The organism is Amycolatopsis anabasis, from assembly GCF_009765355.1.
In the GTDB taxonomy this organism is placed as follows: domain Bacteria; phylum Actinomycetota; class Actinomycetes; order Mycobacteriales; family Pseudonocardiaceae; genus Amycolatopsis; species Amycolatopsis anabasis.
Genome location: NZ_VTHK01000026.1, coordinates 13,465 through 25,415, shown reverse-complemented (window position 1 = coordinate 25,415; position 11,951 = coordinate 13,465). Strand labels below are relative to the sequence as shown.

Genomic DNA, 11,951 nt, shown 5'->3' with positions numbered 1-11,951 from the left:
ACTCGAGGAGCCTGCCTTGGCTGAGATCGTGCTGCACGAGCTGGTGAAGACCTATCCCGGCGGGACGAGCCGGGCGACCGACGCGGTGTCGTTGCACGTGCCGGACGGTGAGTTCATGGTGCTGCTCGGGCCGTCCGGCTGCGGCAAGACCACGCTGCTGCGCATGGTCGCCGGGCTGGAACTGCCGGACTCCGGCCAGATCGTGATCGGCGGCCGGGACGTCACCTACCTGGAACCGCGGCGCCGCAACCTGTCCATGGTGTTCCAGTCGTACGCGGTGTTCCCGAACAAGAACGTCGCCGACAACATCGGGTTCGGCCTGCGCGTGCACGGGGTGCCCGCCGACCAGGTGCGGCGGAAGGTGGAATGGGCGGCGGATCTGCTGCAACTGCGCCCGTATCTCGACCGGTACCCGGCGAAGCTCTCCGGCGGGCAGCGCCAGCGGGTCGCCGTGGCGCGCGCGATCGTGATGGACGCCGACGTCCTGCTCATGGACGAACCACTGTCCAATCTGGACGCCCTGCTGCGGCTTTCATTCCGGGCGGAACTGAAGAAACTCGTCGGTGAACTGGGCACCACGACGCTGTACGTGACGCACGACCAGGTGGAGGCCCTGTCGCTCGGCGATCGGGTGGCGGTGATGCGCGAGGGCCGGATCGCCCAAGTGGGCGCGCCGACCGCGGTGTACGACGAACCCGCGGACGAGTTCGTCGGCGGGTTCCTGGGCAGCCCGCCGATGAACTTCCTCACCGGGACCGTCGGCGGTGACGGGGACGAGCCGCGGATCGACTTCGGCGGGCAGTCGCTGCCGCTGCCCGGATATCTGCGCTCGTACCGCGGAAAGACGTTGAAACTAGGGATCCGGCCGGAGGCGATCGCCGTGGAATCCGGCGACGGCGATGGCCTGCGGTGCGAGCTGCGGGTGTTCGAGCCGCTGGGCTCGTCGACCCTGCTCACCACCGAACTGTGCGGTCAGGTGCTGAAGGTTTCGGCGCCGCCGAGTTTCCGCGCGGACCCGGGCGCGCGGCTGCGGCTTCGGCCGCTGCCCGGGCAGTGCCGCTGGTACGACCCGGAAACCCAGTTGCTCCTGGAGGAGAGATGACTTTGGACATCGCGACCCGTGACACGAGCTACTCCTCGCCGTCGCTGGCCGCCCGCGCGGCGCGGGTGCTGCGGGACAACGACAACGGCACGGTGATCACCGCGGCTCCGAAGCTGTACCCGCACATGTGGAGCTGGGACGCGGCGTTCATCTCGATCGGGCTCGCGCACGTCGACGTGAGCCGGGCGATCACGGAGCTGGAGACGCTCTTCGGCGCGCAGTGGCGCAACGGCATGCTCCCGCACATCGTGTTCACCGAGGACGCGGCCTACTTCCCGGGGCCGGACCGGTGGGGGACCGAGGTCGCCGCGGACGGCCCCGAACACGTCCGGACCTCGGGCATCTGCCAGCCGCCGGTGCACGCCATCGCGGTCCGCAGGATGCTCGATGTCGCGCGGCGCTCGACCAGGGCCGACCAGGAAGAGGCCGAGCGGTTCGCCCGGCGGATCTGGCCCGCGCTGTACGAATGGCACCGGTGGCTGGTGGACTACCGGATTCCGGACACCAGCGGCCTGATCGCCATCGTGCACGGCTGGGAGTCCGGAATGGACAACTCGCCGCGCTGGGACGTGCCGTACTCGGGGGTCCGGCCGGGTGCGGGTTTGCTGCCGTACGTCCGCCAGGACCTGTTGCAGGTGTCCGATCCCGCGGAGCGCCCGTCCAGCGCCGAGTACGACCGCTACATCTGGTTGATCGAGGAGATGCGGCGCGCTGCCTACGATTCGGCCGAGGTGGTGCGCCGGTCGAGTTTTCTCGTCGGCGACGTGTTCATCACCGCGTTGTTCTCGCTGTCCTGTGAAGTCCTCGCCCAGCTGGGGCACGAACTGGGGTGGCCGGCGGGAAAGCTGTACGACTGGGCGGCCAATGCGCGAGCGGCGGTGGCGGCCAGCCGCCACCCGGTGTCCGGGATGGCGCGGGACCGCGACCTGCGCACCGGGCGCTGGCTGGACACGGAGAGCATCGCCGGATTCTCCCCGCTGCTGTGCGGCGGCATCTCCGTCCGTTCCAGGGAAAAGCTGCTGTCTACAATGGAGGGACCGCGCTGGGCGGGACATCCGGACCTGCTGGCCGCGGTCCCGCCCTCGGTTTCCCCGCTGCGCCCGGGGTTCAATCCCCGGCAGTACTGGCGGGGCCCGCAGTGGCCGGTCATCGCCTGGCTGTTCGGCTGGGCATTCGAATACCGCGGCTGGTTCGATCGGGCACGCAAGCTGCGCGAGGGCGGCCTGCGGCTGACCGAGGACGGCTCGTTCGGCGAGTACTACCAGCCCTTCACCGGCGAACCCCTCGGCAGCCACAACCAGAGCTGGACCGCCGCCGTCGTCCTGGATTGGCTCTGCACCTCCTGAGGCGGGCCGGGACGGGTCACCCGGTCGTGTCCACGGATTGATCAAACTACGCGGAAGGTGCGACGCCTCCATCGGGTACCGGCGGGAACACAGCGCGACCATCAGCGCCGGAAATCGGTCTCAAGCAGGAATCATTCACTGCATCGCGCCGCGATGCTTCGCAAGGCACCGACCCCGTGGAGATCAATTTCACTCGGAGTTCGCAATCCGATGGGCCCTCAACGGCGGGCGGTGCGGCGCGGCCGGAAATTCGCATCCATCCATCAGCGTGAATGGAATGGTTCGCCCGTACCAAATTCGCGATCATCTTTCGATACACCACAAGCGGCGGGCGGTGCGCTCGCCATCGGGAATGGAGAGTGCGGTGCGGCTGCACAAAGCCCTTGAAGGTTATGGTTATCGCCCGGTAATCGGCGGCGTCTGGCATCGGACGTTCTGGGGAGTCCAACCCCCGGACGGAACCTACGTGGATCTGCTGTGCGGGGGATCGTACCGGGTGAGCTCGCGAAAGAAGACCTGCGCGATCTACGTCTGCCACGCGTGTGAAGCGGTTCTCGCCGAGTGCCGCAGCAGACTCGCCCGGACGCACCAGGATGTCAACGCGTGGCGGTGAGCACGGCGAAAGTTGGGTTGGCCAGGAGTGGTGCCCAGAAGGCTTCGCCGCGGTCGGCCATCGCCTTCGGCGGGACCTCCGGCGGGTGGCGGCGCACGCCGGTGAATCCGGCTCGGTCCAGGGAAGCTTCGATCACGCCCGGAGGCCAGAAGTACGACTCGAAATCGAACGGCGGGTCCCCGGCGACGTGCACCACGCAGCCCTGCCGCCCCGAGGAGGTCACCGTTTTCGTGCCCCACAGGCCATAGGGCTGGTAGGCGGCGAAGTGGTCCCAGTCGAGGTCCGGATTCGGCACCAGTGCGACCAGGGTGCCCCCGGCGGCCAGGTTCGCGGCCAGCCCGGTGACCATCCGGTCCAGCCCGTCCTCGCCTTCCGCGTAGCCGAGCAGCCAGATCGCGGTCACCACGTCGAAGTCGCCGATCTTCGGGAGCGACGCGGCATCGTGCACCTCGTACGAGACGCCGAGCGGATCGTGTTCCTCGATGCCCTGCGCGTGGGAGATCATCTCCCGCGAGGAGTCCACGCCGATCACGCGCCGAGCGCCCGCTTCCCGGAACTTCCGGGGGTAGAACCCGGTGCCGCAGCCGACGTCGAGGACGGACCGGCCGCGCAGACCGGGCAGCGCGGAGAACACCGTCTCCTGTTCGGCGAGCCCCACCGGAATGTGCTTGACCCGCTCGTACAGCTCGCTGATGGCGTCGTACTGCTGGGATTCCGGCATGAACCGGACGCTACCCCGGGCGGTCCGCCCGGGGTAGCCGCCGAACGGCCAATCAGGTCAAACAGGTCAGTCAGGCCAGCCCGGTGCCGCCGCCCCCGCCCGCGACCCCGCCCATCGCGATCTCTTCGGCCTTGTGGTCGGTCAGCTCGATGTGCTTCTTGCTGCGGCGGTTGCGCCGCTCCAGGTACGTCGCGAGCGCGGTCAGCAGCAGGCACAGCGTGATGTAGATGGCCCCGGCGACGATCGTGGTCGGCACGATCGGGCGGCCGAACTGCCCCTGGGAACCGATGTACCGCGCGTAGTACAGCAGCTCGGGATAGGTGATCAGGAAACCGAGCGCGGTGTCCTTCAGCAGCACGACGAGCTGGCTGATGATGGTCGGCAGCATGGCCCGGATCGCCTGCGGCAGCAGGACCAGGAACATCACCTGGGTCTTGCGCATGCCCAGCGCGTAGGCCGCCTCACCCTGCCCCTTCGGCAGCGCCAGGATCCCGGCGCGGAACACCTCGGCGAGCACCGAACCGTTGTACAGCGTCAGCCCGAGCACCACGGCCAGGAACGGCGTCATCTGCAGGCCGGTCATCGGCAGGCCGTAGTAGAACAGGAACATCAGGACCAGCAGCGGGATCGCGCGGAAGAACTCGACCACGGCGACCGAGATCCCGCGGACCCACTTGTGGTCGGACAACCGGCCCGCCGCGAACACCGCACCGAACACGAGCGCGAGAACCGCGCCGAGGGCGAAAGCCTTCAGCGTCGCGAAGACCGCGGTGAGCAGGTCTTCCTGGACCTGCTTGTACTCCAGCCATTCCCACTTCTTGGGGGTGAACTGGTTGCTGTCGTAGAAGCGGTATGCCACATACGCGATGAGCGCGACCAGGAGGACGATGCCGAGCACCGCCATCAACTGGTGCCGCATGCGTGCCTTCGGCCCCGGAACATCGAAGAGAACACTGCTCATCGGGCCACGCTCCACCGCTTCTCGAAGACTCGCTGGACGAAGGACAGGACCGACACCAGGATGATGAACCCGAGGGCGACCCACAGCAGGCCGATCAACTGGTTCTCCCCGCGTTCGGACAGGTACTGGCGGATCGCGCCCGCCTCGGTCACCGAGAACCCGGCGGCGATCGTGGTGTTCTTCAGCAACGCGATCAGCATGCTCACCAGCGGCGGCATCACCGAGCGGATGGCCTGGGGGAGCACGATCTGGCCGAGGATCTGGGTGAAGGTCAGGCCCAGCGCGCGACCGGCCTCGGCCTGGCCGACCGGGACCGTGTTGATCCCGGACCGCACGACCTCGCAGATGAACGCCGAGGTGTACACGGTCAGCGCCACCACCGCGGCCACGAAATACGACAGGCCGATGATGTCCAGCAGCGGGTAGGCGAAGACGAAGAACACGAAGACCAGCGTCAGCGGGGTGTTGCGCACCACGGTGACGTAGACCGCGCCGGCGGCGCGGAACACCGGCACCGGGCTCACCCGCAACATCGCGAGGAACGTGCCGAAGATCAGGCTCGCCGCACCGGCGAGCAGAAAGAGCTTGATCGTGTTCAGGAAGAAGGGACCAAAGAGGTCCAGGTTATCGAGCAGGACGTCCATCGAGCCTTCCCCGCCGCGGTGCTGGTGATCCGGGACAAAGGGGTGACCGGCGGGCGCGCCCGCCGGTCACCCTGGTTACGTCAGTACCGGTTGATGACCGGCTTCTGGGCGGCGGCGCCGGACTTGCCCAGCGTGGCGTCGTAGATCTTCTGCCACGTGTTGTCGTCCAGGGCCTTCTGCAGGGTGTCGTTGATCTTGTCCCGCAGCGCCTTGTCGTCCTTGTTCAGGCCGATGCCGTAGGGCTCCTTGGAGAACGGCTTGCCCACGACCTTGAGCTGGTCCGGGTCCTGCGCGGCGTAGCCCTTGAGGATCGCGTCGTCGGTGGTCAACGTGTCGACCTGCTTGCTGACCAGCTTGTCGACGCACTCGGAGTACTTCTGGAACTCGACGATGTTGCCCGGCTCGGTGAGGTTCTGCTCGCGCACCCGCTGGATCGGGGTCGAACCGATCGCCGAGCAGACCTTCTTGCCCTTCAACGTCTCCGGGCCGGTGATCGAGTTGTCGTCCTTGCGCACCAGCAGGTCCTGACCGGCCTCGAAGTAGGGTCCGGCGAAGGAGATCTGCTGCTTGCGCTTGTCGCTGATGGTGTAGGTGCCGACGTAGTAGTCGATGTCGCCGTTGGCGATCGCCTGCTCGCGGCTGGCCGACTGGACCGGCTTGTAGGTGATCTTGCTTTCGTCGTAGCCGAGGCTCGCCGCGACCAGCTTGGCGATCTCGATGTCGAAGCCGGAGTACTTGCCGGTGGTGGCGTCCTTCTGGCCGAGGCCGGGCTGGTCGTCCTTGACGCCGATGATGAGCCCGCCACGCCCCTTGACCTTCGCGAAGGTCGGCGATCCGGCCACGTCGACGTTCTGAGCCACCTGGTAGGTGGGCAGCTGAGCCTCGTTGTTGGCGCCGGTGCCCTGCGTGCCGCCGGTCCCGGGCTCGCCTTCCTTGCCGCATGCGGTCAGCGCGAGACTGCCGACGGCAAGTCCCACCACAAGGGTGCGGATCCTCATGTGAACCTCTCCTGTTTCTTCTTCGAGCGAAGCCCGCGCGGGTGGCGCGGTTCGCTAGTGGGTCAGGATCTTGCCGAGGAAATCCTTCGCTCGTTCGGACTTCGGCTTGGTGAAGAAATCATCCGGGGTGGAGTCCTCGACGATCTCACCATCGGACATGAACACCACGCGGTGCGCGGCTCGGCGGGCGAAACCCATCTCATGGGTGACGACCAGCATCGTCATGCCGTCCTTCGCCAGGGCGGTCATCGTGTCCAGCACCTCCTGGACCATTTCCGGGTCCAGGGCGGAGGTCGGTTCGTCGAACAGCATCACCTTCGGCCGCATGGCCAGCGCGCGGGCGATCGCGGCCCGCTGCTGCTGACCGCCGGAGAGCTGCGCGGGATATTTGTCCGCCTGGTTCGTGATGCCGACCCGCTCGAGCAATTCCATCGCGGTCTTGCGCGCCTCGGGTTCCTTGATCTTGCGAACCTTGAGCGGCGCGAGCATCACGTTCTCGACGATGGTCTTGTGCGCGAAGAGGTTGAACGACTGGAAGACCATGCCGACGTCGGCGCGCAGCGCGGCGAGCGCCTTGCCCTCCGCGGGCAGCGGCTTGCCGTCCACCGAGATCTCGCCCGAGTTGATCGGCTCGAGCCGGTTGATCGCCCGGCAGAGCGTGGACTTGCCGGACCCGGACGGGCCGAGCACGACGACCACCTGGCCGCGCGGAACCTCGAGGTTGATCTCCTTCAGCACGTGCAGCTCGCCGAAGAACTTGTTCACGGCGGTCGCCTTGATCATCGGCGGCGCTGACGTCGCTGCGGTCATCTGGCCTCCAAAGGCGCTGTGGTCGTGGGAGTCGGTACGGGGGATCTAACACCGAACTCGCCCCTCGAACCCCCTATTTGGATCAAAACGCAACCTACGTGTCACGCGACCCGCGTCCCCGGGCGGGCGGTGGAGCACTTCGGCGCGCGTAACTCTAGTCACTCCGGCACGGCTGTCGACCTGGGCCTTCGCGTAGTGGCACTCGGGTAGTACCGCTGGTAGCATTCTCGGTATGAAACTGAGCGTGAGCCTGGCCGAGGAGGACGTGGCGTTCATCGACGACTACGCCGCGAAGTCGAATGTGCCCTCGCGTTCGGCGGTCATCCAGCGCGCGGTCGAACTGCTGCGCGCCTCCCAGCTCGAGGATGCCTACCGCGAAGCCTGGGAGGAGTGGTCCGCCGACGAGGACGCGCGGGCCTGGGAATCGGCGGTCGGTGACGGCGTCGCGACCCGCTGATGCGGCGAGGTGAGATCCGCCTGGTCGATTTCGAACCGGTGCGCGGGACGGAGTCGAACAAGGTCCGCCCCGCGGTGATCATGAGCAACGACGGCGCCAACGCGGTGGCCACCCGGCTCGGCCGCGGCGTGGTCACGGTGGTCCCGGTGACCTCGAACGTGTCCCGGATCTTCCCCTTTCAGGTGCTTCTGCCCGCCGGGGAATGCGGCCTGTCCCGGGACTCGAAGGCCCAGGCCGAGCAGGTCCGCTCGGTCTCGGTCGGGCGAATCGGGCGGCGTGCGGGCCGGGTCCCGGCCGCGGTGCTGGCCCGGCTGGAGGACGCCCTGCGCCTGCATCTCGGGCTGTGATCGACGGGGCTTACCCTGGAGTCGCATACGTACTACGCGACCCAGGAGAACGGGTGACCCGGAGCTACCAGATCCGCACGTTCGGCTGCCAGATGAACGTGCACGACTCCGAACGGCTCGCCGGGCAGCTGGAAGAGGCGGGCTACGTGGCCGCCGGCCCCGACGACGCGCCGGACGTCGTCGTGTTCAACACCTGCGCGGTGCGGGAGAACGCCGACAACAAGCTGTACGGCAACCTCGGGCAGCTCCGCCCGGCGAAGACCGCCAACCCGGGGATGCAGATCGCGGTCGGCGGCTGCCTGGCGCAGAAGGACCGCGGCGACATCGTGCGGCGCGCGCCCTGGGTGGACGTGGTGTTCGGCACGCACAACATCGGCTCGTTGCCGACGCTGCTGGAGCGGGCCCGGCACAACGCCGAGGCCGAGGTGGAGATCCTCGAATCGCTGGAGACCTTCCCGTCGACGCTGCCCGCCCGGCGCGACTCCGCCTACTCGGGCTGGGTGTCGATCTCGGTCGGCTGCAACAACACGTGCACGTTCTGCATCGTGCCGTCGCTGCGCGGCAAGGAACGCGACCGGCGGCCCGGCGAGATCCTCGCCGAGGTGGAGGCGCTGGTCGCCGAGGGCGTGCTCGAAGTGACGCTGCTCGGGCAGAACGTGAACTCCTACGGCGTCGAGTTCGGCGACCGGCTGGCCTTCGGCAAACTGCTGCGCGCCTGCGGTTCGATCGACGGCCTGGAGCGGGTGCGTTTCACCTCGCCGCATCCGGCCGCGTTCACCGACGACGTGATCGACGCGATGGCCGAGACGCCGAACGTGTGCCCGTCGCTGCACATGCCGCTGCAGTCCGGTTCGGACCGGGTGCTCAAGGAAATGCGGCGCTCCTACCGATCCGCCCGCTTCTTGTCCATTTTGGACAAAGTGCGCGCGGCCATGCCGGACGCGGCGATCACCACCGACATCATCGTCGGCTTCCCCGGGGAGACCGAGGCGGACTTCCAGGCGACCCTGGACGTCGTCGCGCAGGCCCGGTTCTCCAGCGCGTTCACCTTCCAGTACTCGAAGCGGCCCGGCACCCCCGCCGCCGAGATGGACGGCCAGCTGCCGAAGCAGGTCGTGCAGGAGCGCTACGACCGGCTCATCGAGTTGCAGAACGACATCGCCTGGCAGGAGAACAAGAAGCTGGTCGGCCGGAAGGTCGAGCTGCTGGTCGCCACCGGCGAGGGGCGCAAGGACACCGAGACGCGCCGGATGAGCGGGCGCGCCCGGGACGGCCGGTTGGTGCACTTCACGCCGACCGGGCCCGCGATCGACCGCGCGGTGCGCCCGGGCGACGTGGTGGAGGCCGTGGTCACCTATGGCGCGCCGCATCACCTGGTTGCCGATGGCGATCTGCTGTCCCACCGTCGTACCGTGGCCGGGGACAACGCCGAGGCCGGGCTGCGGCCGAAGACGAACGGGGTGAGCCTGGGGCTGCCCGCGTTCGGTGCTCCGGCGGCCCAGCCCGCGACGACGGGTGGGTGTGCGTGATGACCGACGTGCCGAACGGCAACTCCGCGGAGTTCAAGGAACTCGCCGCCGATGTCGACCAGGTGGTGAACCGCGCCGCGCGCACGGTCGAACTGGGGCGCCGGGGGTTCGTCATCGCCTGCGCGGTGTTCGTGCTCATCGTCGGCCAGCTGCTGCCCTGGGCGGGGGACCACGTCGGCTGGCAGGTGCTCGCCGGGCAGGGCGGCGGCGCGATTCCGCGGCTGTTCGCGGCGACCTCCACGGCGTTCGGCGTGCTCGCTTCGGTCCTCGCGCTGGCGACCCGGCGCTGGTGGCTGACCTGGGTGTGCGCGGTCGGCAGCTGGTTCGCGTTCGTCGACGGGATGCTGGCCATCTGGTCGCAGCAGTCCTCGCATTCGAACAACACCGTCGGCGAGGGGCCCGGGATCGGGATGATCCTCGCCGTGATCACCATGGTCGTGCTGGGCGTCAACTGGATGCGCGCCGCCTGGTCCCGCAGCTGACCTCGCGTTACCCGTTGTCATGAGGTCCCGGTGAGGGGCGGGAACTTGTCGACATTCCGCTGCCCGGGGTGTATACAGAGTTTCTGGATACTGTATACACAATGAGGTGGTGGGAGCGATGGCGGGGTCAGCGCTTCGTCCGGTGGCCAGGGAACTGCGCGACTTCTACGGCAGGCGTTACCGCGTGGGGGAGAGCGATCGGGACCTGGTGGGCCGCTCCCGCCGCTGGATGTTGTGGGCCGCCTGGGCCGCCATGTTCGCCGCGAGCGTCGGCCAGTACGGGTACGCCGCGCTGTTGCCGGTGGTGCGGGACGCCCACGGGTGGAGTGCGGCGCAGGGGTTCTGGGTGCTCGCGGTGTGGACGGTGTTCCAGGGCGCGACCGTGTACCCGGCGGCCACGTTGCGGCTCCGGCCGGTCGCGGCGTTGTCGGCCGGTGCGGTGCTGTGCGCGAGCGGGCTGGTGGCGCTCGGCGGGAGCGGGAGTTTCCCGGTCGTGCTGGTGAGCCACGCGGTGCTCGGGGGCATCGGGGCCGGACTGATCTACGGGACTTCGCTGAGCGTGGTGGCGAAGTGGTATCCGGAACGGTCCGGGCGGACCGCGTTCGCGAGCGGCGCGTTCGGCTACGGCGTGCTGCCGTTCCTCGTGGTGGCCGGATTGTCCGGCGGGCGGGGTGAGCTGGGGGCGTTGTTCGGGTTCGCCGGGCTGGGTGTGCTGGCCGTGGTCGGCGGGGCGGCGCTGGTGCTCCGCGAGCCGCCGGTGGACTGGTGGCCGTCCCATGTGGATCCCCGCGTGTGGGCGCTGGACAAGCGGGTCAACCCGGGACTGCGCAACAACCGCCCGGCGATCCGCCGCTATTCGCCCGCCGAACTGGTGCGCTGCCCGGAGTTCCGGTTGCTGTTCCCGACCGTCGCCGCGGCCGCCGCGGTCGCCCTGTTCGATCTCGCGTATCTCGCCGTGTTCGCCGCGGAAAGCGGCGGGTTCGCGGTGGCCGCGGTGGGTGTGCTGGCCGCGGCGAGCGGTGGTGCGCGGACGGCGGCGGGCTGGGCCGCCGACCGGCTCGGCCGCGGCCGCGTGCTGCGCGGGGTGCTGGTAGCCGGGGGAGCGGCGCAGGTGGTGCTGCTGTTCGCCGGTGACCACCGGCTGCCTGGTCTCCTGCTCGTCGGCGCCTGCCTGGCCGGGGCGGCCGCCGGAGCCTGCTACGCGCTGCTGCCCGGGCTCGTCGAGGGACACTTCGGCGACCGACCCGGCCTGCCGAACTTCGGCGCCTGCTACGCGGCCAAGGCGATCGGCGGCCTCGCCGGTGTCGGGATGGCCGGTTTTTCCGTTGCCTGGCAAGGAAAGTCGGCAGCCTTCGCGGTCGCGGCGGCGCTCAGCCTGGTCGCCGCGATCCTGGTCACCCACCTCCGCCAACCCGGCCGCCCGCACCTCCCCCTCCCCGGGGTCGTGAGTGGACAGGGCGGTTAGCACCGCCCCGAACACTCAAGACCCGGTAAGCAGGTTCCGGGCGAGTTGGGCGGTTTCGGAGGGGCTTCCTTCTTGGCGGCGGCGGTGCCGCTGGAGCCGGAGACGATGGTTCCGGCGTGGCCCATGGTTTTGCCTTCGGGGGCGGTGAACCCGGCGACGTAGCCGACCACGGGTTTGGTGACGTTGGCCTTATGTAGTCGGCGGCGCGTTCCTCGGCGTCCCCCAGAATCGCCTGCGCCTTCTCCGGACCCTGCGCCAGCTTCACACACCGGCCTTACCCCGGCCCCCGGTCTCCACCTGGGCCTTCACCACAACCTGACCACCAATAGCGGCGGCCGCGGCCTTCGGGCACTCCGTGGGAGGCGAAGAGATCCCTCGCCTGATACTCGTAGAGGTCCATAGCAGTTAGCGTAGACTGTATGCAGTATGGAGAAACCCACAATCGGCCGTGTAACGTCACGAAGAGTAGTGGCAAA

12 protein-coding genes and 2 pseudogenes are annotated in these 11,951 nt (G+C 68.6%); 7 read left to right on the top strand and 7 right to left on the bottom strand.

Annotated features, from left to right (window positions below; genetic code table 11):
- Positions 1-16 precede the first annotated feature (16 nt).
- Both FXO23_RS29530 and ggh read left to right on the top strand, forming a co-directional pair.
- Positions 17-1,102 (top strand): ABC transporter ATP-binding protein, encoded by a 1,086-nt coding sequence (locus FXO23_RS29530; RefSeq protein WP_158888753.1) that lies wholly within the window; start codon positions 17-19, stop codon positions 1,100-1,102.
- A complete protein-coding gene (gene ggh / locus FXO23_RS29525) occupies positions 1,099-2,448 on the top strand; it encodes a glucosylglycerate hydrolase (protein ID WP_158888752.1) in 1,350 nt (449 codons plus the stop codon). Before FXO23_RS29530 ends, ggh begins: the two co-directional genes overlap by 4 nt.
- A gap of 596 nt (positions 2,449-3,044) precedes the next feature.
- Here the strand turns inward: ggh and FXO23_RS29520 are convergent.
- The 5 genes from FXO23_RS29520 to FXO23_RS29500 form a co-directional block, all read right to left on the bottom strand.
- Entirely contained in the window at positions 3,045-3,782 is a 738-nt protein-coding gene (locus FXO23_RS29520; protein WP_158888751.1) for a class I SAM-dependent methyltransferase, read from the bottom strand.
- A 70-nt stretch (positions 3,783-3,852) separates the two neighbouring features.
- Positions 3,853-4,743, bottom strand: a complete 891-nt coding sequence (locus FXO23_RS29515) for an amino acid ABC transporter permease (RefSeq protein WP_158888750.1) — start codon at positions 4,741-4,743, stop codon at positions 3,853-3,855.
- Complete coding sequence (locus tag FXO23_RS29510) at positions 4,740-5,387, bottom strand: amino acid ABC transporter permease (protein WP_158888749.1); 648 nt, start codon at positions 5,385-5,387, stop codon at positions 4,740-4,742. Before FXO23_RS29510 ends, FXO23_RS29515 begins: the two co-directional genes overlap by 4 nt.
- An 80-nt stretch (positions 5,388-5,467) precedes the next feature.
- Positions 5,468-6,385, bottom strand: a complete 918-nt coding sequence (locus tag FXO23_RS29505) for a glutamate ABC transporter substrate-binding protein (RefSeq protein ID WP_158888748.1) — start codon at positions 6,383-6,385, stop codon at positions 5,468-5,470.
- Positions 6,386-6,439: 54 nt separating this feature from the next.
- Positions 6,440-7,168, bottom strand: coding sequence for an amino acid ABC transporter ATP-binding protein (locus tag FXO23_RS29500; RefSeq protein WP_218952183.1), 729 nt, complete (start codon positions 7,166-7,168; stop codon positions 6,440-6,442).
- Positions 7,169-7,427: 259 nt separating this feature from the next.
- On the opposite strand from FXO23_RS29500, the gene FXO23_RS29495 reads away from it, so the two are divergent.
- From FXO23_RS29495 to FXO23_RS29475, 5 genes are all read left to right on the top strand, one after another.
- Entirely contained in the window at positions 7,428-7,652 is a 225-nt protein-coding gene (locus tag FXO23_RS29495; RefSeq protein ID WP_158888746.1) for a ribbon-helix-helix domain-containing protein, read from the top strand.
- Positions 7,652-7,999 carry a type II toxin-antitoxin system PemK/MazF family toxin gene (locus FXO23_RS29490; protein ID WP_158888745.1) on the top strand — a complete coding sequence of 116 codons (348 nt, stop codon included), beginning with the start codon at positions 7,652-7,654 and terminating at the stop codon, positions 7,997-7,999. Before FXO23_RS29495 ends, FXO23_RS29490 begins: the two co-directional genes overlap by 1 nt.
- Before the next feature lie 53 nt (positions 8,000-8,052).
- A complete protein-coding gene (gene miaB / locus FXO23_RS29485; protein WP_158888744.1) occupies positions 8,053-9,528 on the top strand; it encodes a tRNA (N6-isopentenyl adenosine(37)-C2)-methylthiotransferase MiaB in 1,476 nt (491 codons plus the stop codon).
- A complete protein-coding gene (locus FXO23_RS29480; protein ID WP_158888743.1) occupies positions 9,528-10,010 on the top strand; it encodes an Rv2732c family membrane protein in 483 nt (160 codons plus the stop codon). The genes miaB and FXO23_RS29480 overlap by 1 nt, the downstream gene beginning before the upstream one ends.
- A gap of 118 nt (positions 10,011-10,128) precedes the next feature.
- Entirely contained in the window at positions 10,129-11,475 is a 1,347-nt protein-coding gene (locus tag FXO23_RS29475) for an MFS transporter (protein ID WP_158888742.1), read from the top strand.
- Positions 11,476-11,537: 62 nt separating this feature from the next.
- Here FXO23_RS29475 and FXO23_RS51125 read toward each other — a convergent pair.
- Positions 11,538-11,698, bottom strand: a pseudogene (locus FXO23_RS51125) (succinate--CoA ligase subunit alpha); the annotation flags it as partial.
- Positions 11,696-11,875: pseudogene (locus FXO23_RS50830) on the bottom strand (ATP-grasp domain-containing protein); the annotation flags it as partial. The pseudogenes FXO23_RS51125 and FXO23_RS50830, both read right to left, overlap by 3 nt.
- Between the last annotated feature and the right edge of the window lie 76 nt (positions 11,876-11,951).